17 protein-coding genes and 1 tRNA gene are annotated in these 19,055 nt (G+C 63.0%); 5 read left to right on the top strand and 13 right to left on the bottom strand.

Annotated elements, in window-relative coordinates:
• Together JHD07_RS06045 and JHD07_RS06050 are read left to right on the top strand one after the other, a co-directional pair.
• On the top strand, positions 1–1,928 hold a 1,928-nt coding region (locus JHD07_RS06045; RefSeq protein WP_291620041.1), incomplete at its 5' end, for a xanthine dehydrogenase family protein molybdopterin-binding subunit.
• Positions 1,925–2,857 carry an FAD binding domain-containing protein gene (locus JHD07_RS06050; RefSeq protein ID WP_291620043.1) on the top strand — a complete coding sequence of 311 codons (933 nt, stop codon included), beginning with the start codon at positions 1,925–1,927 and terminating at the stop codon, positions 2,855–2,857. The genes JHD07_RS06045 and JHD07_RS06050, both read left to right, overlap by 4 nt.
• A 90-nt stretch (positions 2,858–2,947) precedes the next feature.
• Here the strand turns inward: JHD07_RS06050 and JHD07_RS06055 are convergent, their stop codons facing one another.
• From JHD07_RS06055 to JHD07_RS06095, 9 genes are all read right to left on the bottom strand, one after another.
• Positions 2,948–3,970 (bottom strand): cellulase family glycosylhydrolase, encoded by a 1,023-nt coding sequence (locus tag JHD07_RS06055; protein ID WP_291620045.1) that lies wholly within the window; start codon positions 3,968–3,970, stop codon positions 2,948–2,950.
• Entirely contained in the window at positions 3,967–5,274 is a 1,308-nt protein-coding gene (locus JHD07_RS06060; RefSeq protein ID WP_291620047.1) for an O-antigen ligase family protein, read from the bottom strand. The genes JHD07_RS06055 and JHD07_RS06060 overlap by 4 nt, the downstream gene beginning before the upstream one ends.
• A gap of 101 nt (positions 5,275–5,375) precedes the next feature.
• Positions 5,376–5,837 (bottom strand): PTS IIA-like nitrogen regulatory protein PtsN, encoded by a 462-nt coding sequence (gene ptsN, locus JHD07_RS06065; RefSeq protein WP_063681444.1) that lies wholly within the window; start codon positions 5,835–5,837, stop codon positions 5,376–5,378.
• A gap of 226 nt (positions 5,838–6,063) precedes the next feature.
• On the bottom strand, positions 6,064–6,669 hold the full coding sequence (gene raiA, locus JHD07_RS06070; protein ID WP_291620056.1) for a ribosome-associated translation inhibitor RaiA: 606 nt from the start codon (positions 6,667–6,669) through the stop codon (positions 6,064–6,066).
• Between the two features lie 82 nt (positions 6,670–6,751).
• Positions 6,752–8,371 carry an RNA polymerase factor sigma-54 gene (gene rpoN / locus JHD07_RS06075; protein WP_291620058.1) on the bottom strand — a complete coding sequence of 540 codons (1,620 nt, stop codon included), beginning with the start codon at positions 8,369–8,371 and terminating at the stop codon, positions 6,752–6,754.
• 89 nt (positions 8,372–8,460) lie between these two features.
• The gene (gene lptB, locus JHD07_RS06080) at positions 8,461–9,468 is read right to left on the bottom strand and encodes an LPS export ABC transporter ATP-binding protein (protein WP_291620090.1); all 1,008 of its coding nucleotides are present in this window, start codon (positions 9,466–9,468) and stop codon (positions 8,461–8,463) included.
• A 227-nt stretch (positions 9,469–9,695) separates the two neighbouring features.
• Positions 9,696–10,403, bottom strand: coding sequence for an LptA/OstA family protein (locus tag JHD07_RS06085; RefSeq protein WP_291620060.1), 708 nt, complete (start codon positions 10,401–10,403; stop codon positions 9,696–9,698).
• A 5-nt stretch (positions 10,404–10,408) separates the two neighbouring features.
• Positions 10,409–11,137: an LPS export ABC transporter periplasmic protein LptC gene (lptC, locus tag JHD07_RS06090; protein WP_291620062.1), complete on the bottom strand. Its 729-nt coding sequence runs from the start codon at positions 11,135–11,137 to the stop codon at positions 10,409–10,411.
• Between the two features lie 145 nt (positions 11,138–11,282).
• Positions 11,283–11,897, bottom strand: a complete 615-nt coding sequence (locus tag JHD07_RS06095) for a ribonuclease D (RefSeq protein WP_291620064.1) — start codon at positions 11,895–11,897, stop codon at positions 11,283–11,285.
• Positions 11,898–12,167: 270 nt separating this feature from the next.
• Here JHD07_RS06095 and JHD07_RS06100 point away from each other — a divergent pair, with 270 nt between their 5' ends.
• Both JHD07_RS06100 and JHD07_RS06105 read left to right on the top strand, forming a co-directional pair.
• Positions 12,168–13,433 (top strand): MFS transporter, encoded by a 1,266-nt coding sequence (locus JHD07_RS06100; RefSeq protein WP_291620066.1) that lies wholly within the window; start codon positions 12,168–12,170, stop codon positions 13,431–13,433.
• 181 nt (positions 13,434–13,614) lie between these two features.
• Positions 13,615–14,007: a lysozyme inhibitor LprI family protein gene (locus tag JHD07_RS06105; RefSeq protein WP_291620068.1), complete on the top strand. Its 393-nt coding sequence runs from the start codon at positions 13,615–13,617 to the stop codon at positions 14,005–14,007.
• A gap of 461 nt (positions 14,008–14,468) precedes the next feature.
• Here the strand turns inward: JHD07_RS06105 and JHD07_RS06110 are convergent, their stop codons facing one another.
• The 4 genes from JHD07_RS06110 to JHD07_RS06125 all read right to left on the bottom strand — a co-directional run bounded on the left by JHD07_RS06110 (position 14,469) and on the right by JHD07_RS06125 (position 18,548).
• On the bottom strand, positions 14,469–15,242 hold the full coding sequence (locus JHD07_RS06110) for a hypothetical protein (protein WP_291620070.1): 774 nt from the start codon (positions 15,240–15,242) through the stop codon (positions 14,469–14,471).
• Complete coding sequence (locus JHD07_RS06115) at positions 15,214–17,355, bottom strand: N-6 DNA methylase (RefSeq protein WP_291620072.1); 2,142 nt, start codon at positions 17,353–17,355, stop codon at positions 15,214–15,216. The genes JHD07_RS06110 and JHD07_RS06115 overlap by 29 nt, the downstream gene beginning before the upstream one ends.
• 299 nt (positions 17,356–17,654) lie before the next feature.
• Positions 17,655–17,978, bottom strand: a complete 324-nt coding sequence (locus tag JHD07_RS06120) for a hypothetical protein (RefSeq protein WP_291620074.1) — start codon at positions 17,976–17,978, stop codon at positions 17,655–17,657.
• Positions 17,979–18,461: 483 nt separating this feature from the next.
• Positions 18,462–18,548: transfer RNA gene (locus JHD07_RS06125), tRNA-Leu, on the bottom strand.
• Positions 18,549–18,701: 153 nt separating this feature from the next.
• On the opposite strand from JHD07_RS06125, the gene JHD07_RS06130 reads away from it, so the two are divergent.
• On the top strand, positions 18,702–19,055 hold a 354-nt coding region (locus JHD07_RS06130; RefSeq protein ID WP_291620076.1), incomplete at its 3' end, for an NmrA family NAD(P)-binding protein.

Raw genomic sequence — 19,055 nt, forward strand, 5'->3', positions numbered from 1 at the left:
TCAGCTTCGAGACAGAGCCCTTGCCCGCGGTGATCGGGCTCGATGCAGCGCGACGCGACGATGCGCCAGTCGTGTTCGAGAAGAAGAACCGCAAGCGTGCCGGCAACGTGTCGGAGGGCGCCGGCGGCGCTCCGGTGTCGTGGAAGGGCAATGTGCGCGGGCCTTCGGCGCCGTTCTCGCAAAAGGCCAAGCAGGCCAAGAGCTGGCTCGACGAGGCGCGGGCGCAACGCAATCCGCTGTTGGTCGAGGAAACCTTCCGCGTCTCGACGCAACAGCACGCAAGCCTCGAACCACATGCCGCCGTGGCCAGGTTCGATGGCGATCAGCTGATTGTGCACATCTCGACCCAGGCCGTTCACGAGAACATGGAGAAGATCGCCAAGCGTTACGGCCTTCCGCACGACAAGGTGCGTGTGATCGCCGATCACGTCGGCGGCGGATTTGGATCCAAGGGCAGCGTTGGGGTGGAAACCATCGCCGCGATCGAGCTTGCGCGCGCCGCGAAGGCGCCGGTGCGTGTCGCGTTCGATCGTGAAGAGGAGCTTTCCGTCGCCGGCTATCGTCCGGCCGCCGAGCTGAAGCTGTCCCTGCTGCCCTCGGCGGAAGGCCGCCTCAAGGCGCTGTCGCTGACCGCCCATGCCGATACCGGCGCCGCCGTGAATTCGCTGATCGCGGGCCTCGCGCGGCTGATCTATCCGGCCGAGGCAAAGGAGCTCGTCGACTTCGACGTGCTCAGCAATTTGCCGCCCGGCGCGCCGTTCCGCGGCCCCGGCGGTCCGCCGATGTCGTTTGCGCTGGAGCAGGCGGTCGACGAAGCGGCGCTGCGCATGAAGGTCGATCCGATTGCCCTGCGCAAGCGCTGGGACCCCGATCCCAACCGTCAGCGATTGTACGACTGGGCTGCCGGCCTCGACGTCTGGAAGAACCGCAAGCCGGCGGCATCGCAGACCGGCCGCTACCGGCGCGGCGTCGGCGTCGCCACCGGCTACTGGCTCTATCTCTGGCAGACGGGCTCCTCGGTCGAACTCGCGGTCAAGGGCGGCCGCCTCGTCGCAAGCTGCGCGGTCCAGGATATCGGCACGGGCACGCGCAGCGTGATCGCGAACACCGTCGCCAAGGCGTTCGATCTCGAGCCGCAGGACGTGGACGTGCGCATCGGCCGCTCCAACCTGCCGCGAGGGCCGGGCTCCGGCGGTAGCCGCGTCACCGCCTCGGTGGTGCCGCCGACCTTGCTCGCCATCGACAAGCTGAAAGCGGAAATCAAGCGCACCGCGTCTCGCACACCTGCTCCGGGATCGAACGCGCCGTGGCGCGAGATGATCGCGGCTTCCCCCGATATCGCCGTGTCGGCGAGACGCCAGGAGGACGGCAAGCCGCCGCCCGGCGTCAGGCCCGCGCTGCACGAGGCGGGCATCATGGGCCGGGTGTTCGGTTGGGTGCTGCGTCTGATGAACCACATGGTGGTCGGCGCCGGCGTGCCGAGCTCGGTGCAGGTGATGGAGGTCGAGGTCGATACCTGGCTCGGCCATGTGCGCGTGCTCAACGCCTATACGGGCCTCGCGATCGGCAAGCTCGCCGCGCCGACGCTGGCGCGAAGCCAGGCCGCGGGCGCGGTGATCCAGGGCATCGGCTACGCACTCTATGAGGCGCGGGAGACCGATCCTTCGAGCGGCCACATCCTGAGCGGCAGCATGGAGGATTACCGCATTCCGGGGATGGCCGACATGCCGAAACTGGAGGTGCATTTCGACGAGGCCGGTTTCGAGCATGTGCCGGGCGGCAGCGTCGGCATCGGCGAAGTCGCGACCGTGCCGACCGCGCCCGCGATCGCCAACGCGATCCGCGATGCGATCGGCGTGAGGCTGACCGAAATTCCGTTCCGGCCCGATCGCCTCGTGGCCGCGCTGAAAGGGAGGGATGCAGCATGAGCGTCGCCGTCATGACTGCCAAGCCCACTGCCACGCCCACGCCTGAATTCCGCGCCGGAGGCACCGACTTCAGCGAACGCCGCCGCAGCGGCGTGTCGCAGGGAGCGTTGATCGACATCTCGGCCACCGGCGACACGACGATCACCTGGGGCGCAGACGGAGCAGCCCGCATCGGCGCGCTGACCACTATCGCCACGATCGCGACCGACGCGCGCATCGCCGCTGCCTATCCCGGACTTGCGGCGAGCGCGCAAGGACTCGCCACGCCGCAGGTGCGTCACGTGGCAACGCTCGGCGGCAATCTCGCGCAGCGGTCACGCTGCTGGTATTTCCGCCGGGCCGACATCGATTGCCTGAAGAAAGGCGGCAGCACTTGCCCTGCCCGCTCCGGCAATCATCTCTATGGCGTTGCCTTCGATCTCGGCGACTGCGTCGCGCCGCATCCCTCGACCATGGCGGCGGCTCTGCTCGCCTATGATGCGACCATCACCACGGACCGGCGCAGCGGACCGACGATTGCCGGCCTGCTCGGCGACGGCTCGGTCTCGCACGCCGATCATACGCTGGCAGCCGGCGAGATGATCGAGCGCATTGCGCTTCCGGCTCCGCTTCAAGGCGAGCGCGCTGCCTACAAGCGCGCGATCAGCCGGACCCATGCGGAGTGGCCGCTGGTGGAGCTCTGCGCCCGCGTCGTGATTGCCGGCGGCAAGTTCGAGCTCGTGCGTGTCGCTGCAGGCGGCGTCGCGCCCGTGCCGCTTCGGCTTACCGCCGTGGAAGTTCAGCTCAGCGGCAAGATGGCCAACTCGGCGTCGATCGCAGAAGCGGCGAAAGCGGCGACCTCAGGTGCCAAACCGTTGCCGATGACGGCCTACAAGCTCGATCTTCTGCAAGGGCTGGTGCGCGACGTGCTGGAGCGGCTTTCGGATTAGCTGGTCGCGCACGCGGGCATCCTCACACGTTGCGTGTTCCAATGATCTCGGCGCGGCGCGGCGAAGCTCAACGTCCGAACGCTTTCCGCTTCAGCGCGTTGCGGGGATCAGCGCCCGGATGATCTCCGGCTTCCAGGATTGGCGCGCGGTGTCGAAGGCCGCGAAGTCGTGGTCGAACTGCCAATAGGCCCAGGCCCAGCCAAGCCGCTCCGCATGTCGTGCCATGAATGAGAGATATCTGGTGCGGGCTTCGGCTGGGGCGGCCTCATACACGCCGAACTCGCCGAGATAGATCGGGCGCCTTTCCCGTTCCGACCAGATGCGCATCTTCTCGAAATCGGCGCGCGCCTTTCGCTCGTCCTCCGGCGTGCCCCAATCGAGCGGCCCCACCCGCGAAAAGATTTCAGACCACGGCGCGCCCTGATGGGTGAAGCGCAGCGGCGAGTAATAGTGAAACGTCACGATCAGGTTTCTGTCGTCCGGCGGCAGGGCCAGCTCCTCGACCGGCATCTCGTCGACGTTGAGGATGGCGGCAATGACGGTCCGCGTGGGGTTGGTGGCGCGGATGATGCCGAGGCACTCGTTCAGCAGAGTGTTCCAGGCGGCGGACGTCATCTGCCCGCCCGGCTCGTTGAGCACCTCGAAGACGAGCTTGGGATATTTTCCGGCATAGCGCTCGGCGATCTGCCTCCAGAACGCTTTCAGCTTCTCGGCGCATCCGGGCACGTCCTGCTGGCAGACATGCGTATCGTGCTCGTCGAGGACCGGGATGAGGTTCCGGGCCAGCACCTCCTCGATCACGGCATCGAGCCGCCTGAGGACGATTTCATCCAGCTGATTGCCGGCACCCATGAACTTGAAGCCGAAGAAATTGATCCGGACGTGCGAGAAGCCGGCCCTTTTGATCGCAGTGAGGTTGTCCAGACGAAACGGTGCGTTGCGGCCTCCCTCCCAGATGCCGTCATAACCGAGGATGTTGATGCCGCGCTTCAGTTTCGGGGGAGCGGGCGCGGTGCCCTGCCCGGCTGCCTCGGCCGGGGAGAAGAGCGCAAGCAGCGAGATCGCCAGCGCGAGGACGAAAATGACCGGCCGACGGGCGCAGATCGCCTTCATCCTGCGTGCTCCATCAGTGCAGGGCTCGCTTTCGGTACCGGCCTGCACACGGCGAAGAAGAATGCGACGAGCAGCACCGAGGTGAACATCGTCGAACGAAGGAACATCGTCTCCGTGAAATTCGACTGAAAGCTCAGGACGACAAACCCGATGATGAGCGCGCAGTGGGAACGATCGATCGATCGGGTCGCGATCAGATACAGGACCTTCTGCGAGAACAGACAGACGCTGGCGACGAACAGGACATAGCCGAGAAACCCCGTTTCGATCGCCACCGCGATGTAACCGCTGTGGTAATTGTCCAGCACCCAGCCATGGCTCTGGTTGAAATAGTCGTAGATCGCAGGGCGCGTCCAGAAGCCGTTGATGCCGAAGCCCAGCAGCGGCGCATCGTTGAAATGGCCGATGGCGTACTGCCAGATGAAGGTCCGCTCGGTCAGATTGATGGTCTGCTCGCCGAGATGGATGGAATCGTAGCCCGTCACATAGAAATACAGGAACAGCAGGGCGGCCAGCACGCACATGACGACCGGCAGCACCGCGTAGACTTTCATGCAGCGGATCGACCACATCGAGGTCACGAGCAGTGCACAAGCCGCAATGGCAACGGCGCCGGCGCCGCGGGATTCCGAGGCGATGACGCATGTCGAGGCCAGGAGAAAGGTCGCGAGGAAGACGAACCAGCCCTGGCCCGTCATCTTCTGATAGCAGGCAAAGAACATCAGATAGGCGCTGATGAAGCCCAGCGTCTGCTTGGATTCGTAGATCCCCTGCCACTGGCCGTTGTGCATCCAGCTCTGGTCCACGCCGATCTCGGGCACGAAGACCGCACACAGGGCCGAGGCAGCGACCAGGATGAAGAGCCCCAGCGCGGTCGATCCGACGATCTCGTCGATGTCGATGCGCGCGGCGAGGCAGTACGCACCGAAGGTCGTCACCGCGAGCGCCGCGCTCTTCATGAACGCTGCGGCGCCAAAGCCGGCCCAGAGCACCGACATGATCGCGAGTGCATAGAATGCGACCAGCGCGATGAGATCGGGGTTGGGCTGCAGTCTCAGGCGTGGACGCACGAACGCACTGGCGTAGATCAGGACGGCCCACATCAGGAGCGCAACGGCCTGTTGCACGAAGCTCCATTGAGCAGGCAGCAAGGCGGGATGGAGGACGCCCATCGACGCGATCACGTTGACGGTGATCGAGCCGCGGATCACCCCTCTGGCAAGCTTTTCGACGCCGGCGGGGCGCGCAGCCGCGATCGCGCTCTCGTATGCCTCGGAATCCGCGACGCTGTGCAGGCTGGCCATCGGCTGACCTTCCTGATGCACGGTTAATATTTTGCTTAATGCCCATCGCGACCACCTTGGCGCGGGGCGAGCATTCCCAGGGCTCTAGGTTTATCCGATGGTTACGCCGCGGTCGCCGGCGGCAGCGCCAGCACAGAATAGATCGCCTGGGCATCGCGTGAGGCGCGGAGCTTCTTGGCGATGTCCTGGTCGCGCAGCAGGCGGGCGATGCGGGCGAGCGCCTTGAGATGGTCGGCGCCGGCGCCTTCGGGGGCGAGCAGCAGGAAGACGAGATCGACCGGCTGGCCGTCCATGGCTTCGAAATCGATCGGGCGATCAAGCCGAGCGAACAGGCCGAAGATCTTTTCCAGCTTGGGTAGCTTCCCGTGGGGAATGGCGACGCCATAGCCGACCGCGGTGGTGCCGAGCTTCTCGCGCTGGAGCAGGACCTCGAACACCGCGCGCTCGTTCTGCCCGGTCAGCTCGGCGGCCTTGGCCGCGAGCTCCTGCAAAGCCTGCTTCTTGCTGTTGACTTTCAATGCCGGGAGAATCGCCTCGGGTGCGACCAGATCGGTAATCGGCATGGAGGCTTTCCGAGGTGAATTAAACCGTCAGGTTCCGATTTGGCCAGCTTGATAGACCAAGCTGGGCCGGCGTCAATAACATGAAGCAGGAGGGGGACTTAGCGCCAAGGTCCTGCCAAGTGCAGATGTGGGGGGCTTCTACTCCAACGCAATCCCGGTGCCAACTCCCGCATGCGTCTTTGCCCCCGTCATTGTTAAGAACCGGGAAGGTACGGCGCCGGCGGCCCTAGCCGCCCGCCTGGCCGTCCGCTTTCGCCCCCGGCGGGTCGATCCAGCCCACATTGCCGTCCGCCCGGCGGTAAATGATGTTCACCCGGCCGGACGAGCCGTGCTGAAACACCAGACAGGGGGCACCGCTGAGGTCGAGTTCCATGACCGCTTCGCTGACCGAGAGCTGCTTCAGGGAGGTGGTTTGCTCGGCGATGATGACGGGACTGTAGCCGGCGGCGTCCTCTTCGTCCTCGCCCGGCGCTTCCAGCACATAGCTGGTGGCGTCGAGCGCAGCCATCGCCTCGGAGGCGGCATGAGCCTTGCGCGCAGAGCGGTCCTTGAGCCGGTTCTTGTAGCGACGCAGCCGCTTCTCGATCATCACCAGCGCCTGGTCGGCGCTGGCATAGGCATCCGGCGCGTTCGAATCGGCCTCGAGCGTGATGCCGGAATCCAGATGCAGCGAGCAGTCTGTGCGGAAACCTAAGCCATCCTTGCTGAGCGTGATGTGGCCGGAATAGTTGCCGTCGAAATACTTGCGCAACACCTCGTCGGTGCGCTCGGCAACGCGGCCGCGCAGTGCCTCGCCGACGCTGATGCTCTTTCCCGAAACCCGGAGAGTCATTTGATGCCTCGCTTGGTTGATTGCCTAGCTTGGATCGATCGCGAAAGGGAGATGAGAGTAGCGCGATTTCGCGCCAGCGCAATCAGGCCGGCTCGGTGTTGCGCGAGCGATCAGACAATGCGGTGGAGAGGACGTTACCAAGAGCGCTCTGCTTGTCGCGGCGGCGTTGCACCGAGGAGGGTATGCGCATGGCTTCGCGGTACTTCGCGACCGTGCGGCGGGCAATATCAATGCCCGAGGCGCGCAAGCGTTCCACGATGGTGTCGTCCGACAGGATCGCGGAGGGCTCCTCGGAATCGATCAGCTGCTTGATATGATGACGCACCGCTTCGGCCGAATGCGCCTCGCCGCCGTCGGCCGAGGCGATCGAGGCCGTGAAGAAATATTTCAGCTCGAACGTGCCGCGGTTGGTGGCCATGTATTTGTTGGCGGTGACGCGCGACACCGTGGATTCATGCATTTGGATGGCGTCGGCGACGGCCTTCAGGTTCAGCGGCCGCAGATGCGCGACGCCGTGGGTGAAGAAGCCGTCCTGCTGGCGCACGATCTCGGTCGCGACTTTCAGGATGGTGCGGGCGCGCTGGTCGAGCGCGCGCACCAGCCAGGTCGCGTTCTGGAGCGCGTCGGTGAAATAGGACTTGTCGCCGTCCTTGCCGACTTTCTTCGACAGCTCGGAATAGTAGGTCTGGTTGACGAGCACGCGCGGCAAGGTGTCGCTGTTCAGCTCGACATGCCAGCCGCCATCGGGACCCGGGCGGACATAGACGTCGGGCACCATGGCCTGCAGGCGCGCCGAGCCGAACTTCATGCCGGGCTTCGGATTGAGGCGGCGGATCTCGCCGATCATGTCGGCGATGTCCTCGTCATCGACGCCGCAGAGCTTGCGCAAGGACGCGATGTCGCGCCTGGCGAGGAGATCGAGATGCTCGACCAGCGCCTGCATCGCCGGGTCGTAACGATCGAGCTCGCGCAGCTGGATCGCCAGGCATTCGCTCAAGGAGCGCGCGCAGACGCCGGGCGGATCGAATTTCTGCAGCACGGCGAGGACGGCCTCGACGTCCTGTTGCGAGGCGCCGAGCCTCTCGGCGGCCTGGCCAAGATCGGGCGGCAGATAGCCGGCCTCGTCGACGAGGTCGATCAGATACTGGCCGATCATGCGCTGGGCGGGCGCGGTGAAGGCGACCGACAGCTGCTCGGAGAGATGGCCCGACAGCGTTGTCTCGGCCGCGACAAAGGCCTCCAGATTGTAGTCTTCGTCACCGGAGGCGCCGCCGCCCCATTCGGTATAGGTGGTCGGCGCGGCATCCTGGGCGTTACGTGCCGCAGCCTCGGCCGGCTCTTCGGAGAAGACGTTGTCGAGGCCGGTGTCCAGGGTCTGCTCGATCTCGGCGCGGGTGCCGAGATCCTTGCTCATCCATTCGTCCTGGCCCGGCTCGAAGCCGTCGGCGCTGCCGCCGAAGCCGTCCTCGCCCTGACCATCGTCCCCCTCGGAATCGCTATAATTTCCCACCTCGGCGGGAGCTTCCCCGACCGGGCCCTCGTCACTGGCCCGTTCCAGCAGCGGGTTCCGCTCTAGCTCTTCTTCCACGAAGGTGGTGAGATCCAGGTTGGACAATTGCAGCAGCTTGATGGCCTGCATCAGCTGCGGCGTCATCACCAGCGACTGCGACTGCCGGAACTCTAGTCTCTGCGTAAGCGCCATGAAGCAAGAACCGTTCCCAAAATTGGTCCGATTTTTGCTTATCCTAGTCTGAGCCCGATGTACACGTCTTGACGAAACGCAAAAACGGGCTAGAGGCGGAATTCCTCGCCAAGGTAAAGGCGGCGCACATCCGGATCTGCAACGATCTCATCCGGAGTTCCCTCGGTCAAGATTTCCCCGGCATAGACGATATAGGCACGGTCGGTGAGGCCGAGCGTCTCGCGGACATTGTGGTCGGTGATGAGCACGCCGATGCCGCGATTGGTGAGATGGCGCACGAGATCCTGGATGTCGCCGACCGCAATCGGGTCGATGCCTGCGAAGGGCTCGTCGAGCAGCATGTAGTTCGGCCGCGTCGCCAGCGCGCGCGCGATCTCGACGCGGCGGCGCTCGCCGCCCGACAGCGCGATCGACGGCGATTTGCGCAGGCGCGTGATGTTGAACTCGTCGAGCAGCGAGTCGAGCTGCTGCTCGCGCTTCTTGCGCGATGGCTCGACCACTTCGAGCACGGCGCGGATGTTCTGCTCGACGGTGAGGCCGCGGAAGATCGAGGCTTCCTGCGGCAGATAGCCGATGCCGAGCCGCGCGCGCTGATACATCGGCAGCTTGGTGACGTCATGGCCGTCGAGTTCGATCGCGCCACGATCGGCCTTGATCAGGCCGGTGATCATGTAGAACACGGTGGTCTTGCCGGCGCCGTTGGGGCCGAGCAGACCGACCGCTTCGCCGCGGCGCACATAGATGCTGACGCCGCGCACCACCTGGCGGCTTCCGAAGGCCTTTTCCACGCTATGCACAGCCAGGAAGCCGGGCCGCTTCAGCAGCTGCGGGCCGCCGGCGCCATTGGAGGCGGCCGCGCTCCGGACAGGGTGGCCGGCCTGCGGACGCGCCCCAACCTGGTAGTCGGCCTCATAGCCGGCCTGGAACTGATCAGGAGCGCGCATCGACTGGTCCCGGGCGATCGGCGGCCCATCCCTGACGGGACTGGGCACGAGGCCGCCGACGCCGTCACCGAGCGCGGTGATGTCCCGGCGCGCAAATCCTGGCCGGCCGCGCTTGGCGGGGCGCCGACGGAACATGCTGAAGAGATCGACCATCCCGCCTTCCAGCCTTGCGCGGTTCTCGCGCAGTTCTTGCCCGATGCTCACGCGATCGGCCGCCCCGGCGCGATTCGCCGGTGCAGCATGAGTGAAGGGATGTCTCATGCCCAGTGAAACACGCCCGAAAAGCGGCGAACCCCGCATCAAAGCCCTCCGCGCTAGATACAGTCTCGCCGGGCAAGCTTCAACCTCGGATCGGTCGCGCCCGAGGCAAGTACCTGAATTTACTTTTGTTTATTTGAGCCGGGGAGCTGCAGGGGCGGCGCCGCGCTGGGTTTAGCCCCCTGACCACACTCGCTGCCAGCGCCCTGCGGCAGCAGGACCTGGACCCGGCCGGTGTCGGATTCCACGCGCGACACCCCGGTCGTCATGTCCACGGTGAGCCGGTCGCCGCGCATGACATTCTTGCACTGCGTCAGGACCACCTGGCTGCCGCCGCCGCCGAGCATGGTGATGAGGTTGGTCCTGGTGTCGAACACGGCGGTTTCGCCGGTGACCACCTGCTCCTTCTGGGTGACCACGACGTTGCCCCGGGCCTCCAGCCGCTTGATCGAGGAGCTGCCGCCCGGACCCGGCTGCGCCGACTGCATCGGCGCGGATTTCGCGCCCTTCGCCGCAGGCTGCGGCGCGGCCGGCTTGTCGCCGCCGCCCGACTCGTAGAACACCACCAGCGTCTTGGAGGTCATGGTGGTGTCGCCCTGCACGACCTTCACATTGCCGGCGAAGGTCGCCTCCTTCTTCTTGTCGCGCATCTCGAGCGAGGCAGCCTCGATCTGGATCGGCTGATCGCGGTTCTGCGAGAAGCCCTGCATCGCGTTGGGCACGCCCTGCATCGTGCTCTGGGCGACGGCAGCTCCCGTGACGAGCAGCGCGAGACCTGCGGCGAGCACGGCCTTGCTGGCGACAGCGTCGCGCGTAAAACACTTCATCATGAAAATCACTTCGAATTGGCAGACTTGTTCTGAGGCGTGCGTGTCTTTGCCGGCTGCGCGGACTCGGGTGCTGCAGGCTGAGTTGCGGCGGGGTCGTCCAGCTTGTCGAGGTACATCACCACATTGCCCTCGAAGCGGATAACGTCGCCGCCTTCGGTAATTCGCAGGCGATCCGCGCTGAGCGTTCCGTTGGTCAGCTTGACGTCGACGCGCTCCTCGGAGGTGACCACACCCTTGTTCATGTCGACGAAGGCCGAGTTCAGCCGCGCCTCATAACCGCTCGAGGTGCGCAGGAAGATGTCCTTGCGCAGCTCGAGCTGCTGCTGCTTGTTGTCGAAGCGCCCGGTGCGGGCGTCGAGCAGCAGGGTCGATTGATCCTCCATCAACACCTTCGCGCGCAGGTCATTGAGATCGACGTGATCGGGATCGGTGATGTCCTGCGTCGCGGTCTTGGCCCAGAGCTCGTAGGGCCGCTGGTCCGGCGTGTAACCGGAGAGGTGCGGCGATTCCATCGTGATCTTGGTGCCCGACACCACCATGTTCTCGACGGTGAGCGGCAGCTCCCGGATCCTGAACTTGTTAAAGAAGGCCACGTAGATGATCACGGCCATGGCCACGACCACCGTCGCCGGGACCGAGACCCGCAGAATCCGCACCAGGCGGCTGTGGCGCGCCGCGCTGGCAAACTTCGCCGCAAGCGCGGCGTCGTAGGTGGGATTGTGGGCCGAATTCACCTGAGCTCCTGAGGTGTCGCTCGCCAAGCTGGGTTGCAGGGCGCCCATTGTATCCGGCGCCGCCCAAATATGCAGCCGGCGACAGGCCGTTACGAAAGTGACCGAAACGGGGCGGCGACCTCGGGCTAACGGCCGCGCCGGGCGTTCAGGAATGCGCGAAAATGTCCTCTTCCGCCCAGCCCTGGAGGTCGAGCAGGGCGCGGGTCGGCAGGAAATCGAAACAGGACCTGGCCAATTGCGTGCGGCCTTCCCGGACCAGCATGGCGTCAAGCCGCTCGCGCAGGGCATGCAGATGCAGCACATCCGAGGCGGCATAGGCGAGCTGCGGCTCGGTGAGGCTGTCGGAGCCCCAATCGCTGGACTGCTGCTGCTTGGAGAGGTCGACATTGAGCACCTCGCGCACGAGGTCTTTCAGCCCGTGGCGGTCGGTGTAGGTGCGGGTCAGGCGCGAGGCGATCTTGGTGCAATAGATCGGTCCGGTCATGACGCCGAAGGTCTGGTACAGCACCGCGACGTCGAACCGCGCGAAGTGGAAGATCTTGGTGTTGGCCGGATTGGCCAGCAGCGCCTTCAGGTTCGGCGCGTCGGTGTGCCCCTTCGGGATCTGCACCACGTCGGCGCTGCCGTCGCCGGGCGAAAGCTGCACCACGCAGAGCCGGTCGCGGTGCGGGTTCAGCCCCATCGTCTCGGTATCGATCGCCACCGCTCCGGTGTAGCGCGTGAGGTCGGGCAGGTCGCCGCGGTGCAGGCGTACGGTCATGGCGGGTCAAAACCTCGGGTCGAATCGGTTAGATCGGCACAATAGCGAATTCGGATTGCCCGCGGTGTAGCCATTGCCGGCGAGGCACGCAAGCAAGGTTGCGCGAGGGAGGGAGGACGCCCCGGCGGGCGGTTGTTGCCGGGATCCCACAACCCGGCACAGTCTTCCCAATCCAGCCCAATCTCTGCCATCCGCCCGTGGACATCGTGCGGGCCGTCCCCATCTGCCAGTCTTGCGCGTTACCTCCCACTCGTCCTGAATCAGGTGCCAATGACCGAACAGACGCTCGTAGCGCCCGTCAACGACCCACAAGACCGCCAGTTCTCGCGCTACCAGGTGATCCTCATCGCGCTGCTGGCGCTGACGCAATTCACGATCATCCTCGATTTCATCATCATGTCGCCGCTCGGCGCCATCCTGATGCCCGCGCTCGGCATCACGGCCGCACAGTTCGGCATCGCCGTCTCGGCCTATGCGTTCAGCGCCGGACTCTCGGGCATTCTCGCCGCCGGCTTCGCCGATCGCTTCGATCGCAAGCGCCTCCTGCTTTTCTTCTATGTCGGCTTCACGCTCGGCACCCTGCTCTGCGCGATGGCGCCAAACTATCATGTGCTGCTGCTCGGCCGGATCGTCACCGGATTGTTCGGCGGCGTGATCGGCGCGGTCGTGCTCGCCATCATCACCGACCTGTTCCCGCTGCATCAGCGCGGCCGCGTGATGGGCTTCATCCAGACCGCGTTCGCCGCGAGCCAGGTGCTCGGCATTCCCTTCGGGCTGTTTCTCGCCAATCACTGGAGCTGGCATGTCTGCTTCGTTGCGATCGTCGTGCTGTCGATCGTCACGATCGCCATCATCGCCTTCATCATGGAGCCGGTCGACGCGCATCTTAAGCTGAAGCAGGACAGAAACCCGTTCCACCATCTGGTCGCGACCGTGTTCGAGCCGCGCTATACGCTGGCTTTCGCCGTCACGACCTTGCTGGCGACCGGCGGCTACATGCTGATGCCGTTCTCCAGCGCCTACACCGTGCACAATCTCGGCATCGAGATCACGCATCTGCCGACGATCTATCTCGTCTCCGGCCTGTTCAGCATCGTCACGGGGCCACTGGTTGGCCGTGCCAGCGACGCCTTCGGCAAATATCCGACCTTCGTGTTCGGCTGCCTGATGACCGTCGTCATGGTGCTGATCTACACCCATCTCGGCCACGTCTCGCTCGCGACCGCGATCCTCGTCAACGTGCTGATGTTCGTCGGCATCTTCTCGCGCATGATCCCGTCACAGGCGCTGATGACGGCGATCCCTGACCAGAGCCAGCGCGGCTCCTTTAGCGCCGTCAGCGCCTCGCTGCAGCAGCTCTCCGGCGGCCTCGGCGCGGTGCTCGCCGCCGCGATCATCGCGCAAGGCGCGGACGGCGCGCTGCTGCATTTCGACCGCATCGGCTACGTCGTGGTGGGGACGACCATCATCACGCTGGTGATGATGTATTTCGTGCAGAAGGCGGTGGCGGAACGGGTGGGGAAGCAGGTGGTGTGAGGGACCACGTTCGGGTGAACCCACGCCGGACCTACGATGACCAAGGTTGCATCGATGCGCCGAACGGAGATCTTCAGTGAAGTTCAAACTTGCCGCCGCGATCCTCGCCGCAAGCCTCCCGCTGGCATCGATGGCTTTCGCCCAAGACCCTGCCCAAAGCACCGCGCCAGCCGACCTTGCCGTGATCGATGCCTGCCTGAAGAAGGTGGAGAAAACCGGCGGTTTCGGCAGCGCCTGCGTCGGGCTCGTCGCCGACCCCTGCATCAAGGCGGCAGAGGGCGCGAATGACGATGTCGCCAGATGGAAGGCCTGCGCGGCGCGCGAACTCGCCGTCTGGACGCAGAAAACCAGTGAGGCGCTGAAGAAGGTTCAGGCCGGCGGGTTCGCCGACGCGATCAAGGCGGTCAATGACTCGCAGAAAGCTTTCGCCACGTCGCGTGATCGCCTCTGCGCGGTCTTCGACAACGTCGACCCCGGCATGTACCGGGGCGGCGCGAGCTACTGCCGCCTCCGCGAGACCGCGAACCGCTCGCTGAGCCTGATCAAGCTCGGCGCGGCGGTCAACGAGCACTGAGGCCTCGTAAGGAGGCTCGGGGTCACCGGCCTTGCCGGCATCTTCGGCGTGGCGACGACGGCGATTCGGCCCGCCATGAGCGCTGTGCCTCGGTGTCGTGGACCGGTCAGCGGCTCGATGTCCTGCGGATGAGCGATTTCGATCGCTTGAGCAGGGGGTGGTGCCCAGGCAAGGACTCGAACCTTCACGGCCGTTAAGCCACTGGCACCTGAAGCCAGCGCGGCTATTCAGCGCCGTCAACGCCTCGCTGCAGCAGTTCTCCTGCGGCTTCGGCTCGGTACTCACCGGATCATCGCGCAAGGCGCAGCGCTGATCCATTCCGACCGGATCGGCTACGTCGTCGTGACCACGACGATCGTCACGCTGGTGATGATGTATTTTCGTGCAGAAGGCGGTGGCGGAGCGGACGGGGAAGCGGTTGGCTTGAGGGGCGGATGACCCCGCTCGACGCAATAAGGTTCTCAAACTCGAAAAACGCAGCGTGCTAGCTCCTGCTGCATATACTGCACACTATGTGTCAACCATCTCGTAAGCCCGGCAAGGTCGGGGGGCATGTTCATATGCTGACCATGGACGTCGGACGTTGGTGGCAACCACCATCTGGCTGCGCTGGCGAGATGCATCTTTTCGATGCTTATGGTGCGCAGAAGATCATTCAAGTCCGGCACGCGCGGCTCAGCGCCGAAATCTTCAACCGTCTCACTGTGCTCTACATTGAAATCTTCATTCTTCCTCTCGGCAAGACTTTCCAAAATGTCGATTTGCCAGTGCGGGTGGCCGGCCCCTGTAGTTTGAAAAGAAAGACCAGCGCCAGTCCAATCTCGTATTCCGGGCCATTCCAGACGAAACGCTTGGGGCTTAATAGGATCACCTAGATAGCCAAAATGCACCGTAAGGCCAAGCTGGCGGAACACAAACGGGCGCGGCCCAACTTCGATGTCCCACACCTCTTGCAGACCGAGCCATGCAAACAGATCTTTTTGTAGCGCTCGGAGGGGGACGACCCGGGCCGCGCCACCTCGATTCCGATTCACGCGCTCGCACGCAGAACCCTGTAGGCCGACCCATACCCTCTCTGCTTGAGCCTCGGCATCGATCCTAAGCTGCTGAGGATTGAACCCGAGCTGCGGCGCCAGTTGAGACGACATGGAGAGCCATCGCTGCTCGAGGGCTCCCTTGGTGGCGCGCAGTTCAATGAGCGGCGTCTTAGATATCTGCGAGGGCTGGCGTGCCATAAAGCTCCGTCACGAGTTGGGCAGTTCGTGTACGCCAGACTCGATCAGCAAGATCTATCGATCTTCCGTTTGCGGCCAGCGCTCGGACCAACTTCCCTTGCCGATCGGCAGCACTTAATTCGCGAAGGTTAGGAATTGGAATCGGGCCCACATGGCGTGAGCTAACGTCATACTGCCCCCCAGCGACATGGGGGGAATAGAGAGACAGTAGCTTGATGAATACAGACGAGTTGAAAACGGCCGTATACGCGGAGAGGATGTCCGACGTCGACAACTGTTGAGGATCGTCGTCAACCAATACTCCCTTAGGCATCCAAACATGACCCATTACAGGAATGTATTCAGCGTCAAGATCAGCTGCAAAGCCACCCTCTGCAGCGAAGAACTTTGAAATGATGCGTGGTGTCTTGTCGTAAGCATATGCGCGAGGATGCATCAGGCCCCACCAATCGGCTCGGCGGGCTCGAACGATCGATGCCCTGCGCTCCAATCTCTCTCGATTAGGCGCAAGGTATTTTGTAAAGTAAGTTGGCACGGCCCGTTTAATTTCCTGTTCGTTTGCGAACAAAGGTCCCGTCGGGCCATGAGGAAAGAAAACGCGATACGGTTTGAAAAAATGTGCGTTCTGGATCGAGTCTGACATTGTCGCCAGCCTGAAGAAATCGCGTTCCTTATTTGGAAGCCTACGCCATTCATCAAGTGTAAGCAGCAGGACCTCGTTGAGTCCCGTTTGAACACCCTGGGCGACATCAAACAAGTCGCTGATCGAGGGCAAAAAAGAGTCGTTAAGATCTCGGAGGATGCGTTCAGTACTTGGAGTTGGGAGGCGCCACGTAGGACGTCCGCGCAAAGCCGAGACGGGGACTGGAAAAAGGTTCCAGCCCTCTTCTATGACAGCATTGCTGGGTGCTTTACCGTTAAGCTTTCGCAAATATCGGAAAGCGGTGCCCGTTGCGTTTGACTCGTTTTCTGTAACTAGCGCCACGAACTCCGATGAAGGCGATTTCTTCGATTTCTGAATGACGGAACAAGCAACCTGCACCATTGCATGCGTGAAAAGGCCGAAATCACCAATGGACCCCAACAATTTGACTTGGCCAAGATCCAATACCCGTTCGCGCCATGAGCCGGCTGCCTTCAGCGAGAGCAAGCTCGACGGAAAAAGCGTCCCAACAACTCCTCCCTCTTTTACAGCCTCAAGAGCTCGAATTACGAAGGCCATACTGTAGTCTCCGCGCGATGCACTAGCGTCTGTCGCATCTCGCAGCTGTTGACGTTGCTCCGGAGTTTGAGCACCGAATGCAATGAAGGGCGGGTTCATCACGATGACGTCGGCTTGGTGTGGCATGCCGAGATCACCTAGGGCATCCCCCACTTTCAGTTTGAGTTCAACTCCGCCTTTTGGTTCCCAATCTCGTTTTGCCGCGGACAACACAAACCGTGCCATGGCGATGGCTGCACTAGATATGTCTGAGCCGACAAGCGTGAGACGGCCCTGAAAATTCATTCTTCGCAGGGCTCGATAGGCCTCATGCAAAAAAGCGCCCGAACCGCAGGAAGGATCACCCAGCGTCAGCTCCGAACGTTGACCTAAATCTGGGAGAGTATTGAAGACCTGCTCGACCAAGCTTCTCGCAAGTGCCGGAGGTGTGAAGTGAGTGCCACCTCGACTCGTCGGCTTCACCTCTGGAGCACCGATTAACCCGAATAAATCGAACCCTGTACCGCCACGCAAAAGCTCGAAGTGAGCTTCCTGGAATAGTTGTCCTCCAGCATGCCTTATCGCGAGGGCGGGATAGAGCTCCAAAAGAGAGAGCGAGCCAGATGCTTGTTCAATTTCTGCAACTGCAGCTGTCAAGCCGTTCGGGTCGAGTTTGGAAAACAGCGTCGGGCCATCGCCGGACAGCCCATAAAAGCCAGGACGTTCCGTTGCATCTTCGCGCGCGATTAGGAACGCGAGAGCCGTCGCAAAAACGTCAGTTGTCCTGATGTCCTCAACGCCAGCCTCGTGGCTCAACGCTCGGATCCGCCGAAAGAAGCCCAGAAGGTGATCAATGACAGTCTTGTTCGATCTCAAACGATCGTCATTAAGGTAGGCATAGAAGCGATCCAAACCTCGATCGACGCTATGACGGTCAAAAACACGCGGTTCGGTGGGCTTATCCCATCGAACGACGGCCACCTTTGTGGGTGTAACCGTGACGTGATGAGGAATATCGCTCGACCACGCCCATGCAGCAGGACTCGTATCCCGCCACAGCTCGTCATCCGATGAAGATAGCGCAAACGTTCCACTGCCCCCGTCAAGTAGGACGGCGTGCTCTCCGGACGGAGCTGTTTCAGCGCCATCGAATAGCGGAGCTGTCGCCAAGCCAAATTGGCTGCTCCAAAGTTGCGTCGTTGTTAACTGGCTCATCGACGCACCTCAATCGCCGCAAACAGGGGAAGCTGCGATTCGGGGGGCGCTGTTTTATCCAATGCAAGGGCGCGCAGGTGCGGATCGAGGGGAAGGGTCACATGAGCGCCCAACTCCATTTTCTCAGAAGCCCGCACCAGAACTGCATCGTTTGTGCTGGGAAACGCAATCGATGTCCCCCAAAGCGCAGGAAAGGACGATTGCCGGAATACCTCTTGACAACGCCCAATCGCCGGCCGCCACACGATTATCTCGATACCGAAGCGATCATGAAGTTCATTCAACACACGCAACGACAAAATCGTTTGCCAGGAAAACAAGGCGTGTCTGCCCCGTCCAGCCGCGGGCACGTCCGGCGCAACCACGGCGCGTCTGCCACACCACTCCCGGAGCTGATGAGCTGTCAGACCAGACAGGCGGATTGCGTCGGAGGCTTGAACAAGATTCATGATAGATGGGTACCATACCCATCATGAGTTGTGAAAGAGTTTGTTCTTAAGGCAATCGGGCAAGTTCAAAGATCAGCCATTCACGCACATAGATCCGCCGGTGCCGGTTAGTAAGCCAGCTATTCAACTCCCGAAGGGGTGCGGAACCGCCTTTGGCGTAGCAACTAAGAGTCGCCCATCCGGGAGCAGCCGACCGCATGAACCTCGGAACGGATCGGAATGGTTCGGTCGATTCCGCCGCGAGGAAGAACTTCGGAGGACTTCTAAAACGGTGATATGGCGAGAAGCGCTAGCCCAATAAGCTATGGGTTGCGTCTTGCGCATAAGCGAACAAGCGCTTGGGAGAGAGAGCGATGGTGCCCAGGAAAGGACTCGAACCTTCACGGCCGTTAAGCCACTGGCACCTGAAGCCAGCGCGTCTACCAATTCCACCACCTGGGCATGCCGTTTGGGGCACGGAGGCGGTTACTACGGTTCGGTGACGCCGTTGTCAATTCATGCGTGCGGCCGGCTTCCGGATGCCGATTGCGCATCGCAAACCGGCCCGATACAAGCCTGACACGACGCACTCTTTTCCGCAGGAACGGACCCTCCATGGCATCGAATCTGGACACGCTCGTCACGGTTTTCGGCGGATCGGGGTTTTTGGGCCGGAACGTCGTCCGGGCCCTGTGCAAGCGCGATTACCGTATCAGGGTCGCGGTACGGCGGCCGGAACTCGCCGGCTATCTGCAGCCCTCCGGCAAGGTCGGCCAGGTCCACACCGTGCAGGCGAATCTGCGCTATCCGGCCTCGGTCGAGGCGGCGCTGCGTGATTCGCATGTCGCGATCAATCTCGTGGGTGTGCTCACCGAGGGCGGCGCGCAGACCTTCGACGCCGTCCAGGCCAAGGGCGCCGAGACGATCGCCAAGGCGGCGGCCGCCGCCGGAGCCCGGCTGGTGCACGTG

It is taken from the genome of Bradyrhizobium sp., assembly GCF_016462955.1.
GTDB lineage: Bacteria > Pseudomonadota > Alphaproteobacteria > Rhizobiales > Xanthobacteraceae > Bradyrhizobium.

Coding starts and splice junctions, on each gene's coding strand:
- rpoN (WP_291620058.1), bottom strand. CDS start 8,371: ATGGCGCTTACGCAGAGACTAGAGTTCCGGCAGTCGCAGTCGCTGGTG.
- JHD07_RS06110 (WP_291620070.1), bottom strand. CDS start 15,242: ATGGCACGCCAGCCCTCGCAGATATCTAAGACGCCGCTCATTGAACTG.
- JHD07_RS06085 (WP_291620060.1), bottom strand. CDS start 10,403: ATGATGAAGTGTTTTACGCGCGACGCTGTCGCCAGCAAGGCCGTGCTC.
- lptB (WP_291620090.1), bottom strand. CDS start 9,468: ATGGTCGATCTCTTCAGCATGTTCCGTCGGCGCCCCGCCAAGCGCGGC.
- JHD07_RS06050 (WP_291620043.1), top strand. CDS start 1,925: ATGAGCGTCGCCGTCATGACTGCCAAGCCCACTGCCACGCCCACGCCT.
- JHD07_RS06060 (WP_291620047.1), bottom strand. CDS start 5,274: ATGGCCAGCCTGCACAGCGTCGCGGATTCCGAGGCATACGAGAGCGCG.
- raiA (WP_291620056.1), bottom strand. CDS start 6,669: ATGACTCTCCGGGTTTCGGGAAAGAGCATCAGCGTCGGCGAGGCACTG.
- JHD07_RS06100 (WP_291620066.1), top strand. CDS start 12,168: ATGACCGAACAGACGCTCGTAGCGCCCGTCAACGACCCACAAGACCGC.
- JHD07_RS06055 (WP_291620045.1), bottom strand. CDS start 3,970: ATGAAGGCGATCTGCGCCCGTCGGCCGGTCATTTTCGTCCTCGCGCTG.
- ptsN (WP_063681444.1), bottom strand. CDS start 5,837: ATGCCGATTACCGATCTGGTCGCACCCGAGGCGATTCTCCCGGCATTG.
- JHD07_RS06095 (WP_291620064.1), bottom strand. CDS start 11,897: ATGACCGTACGCCTGCACCGCGGCGACCTGCCCGACCTCACGCGCTAC.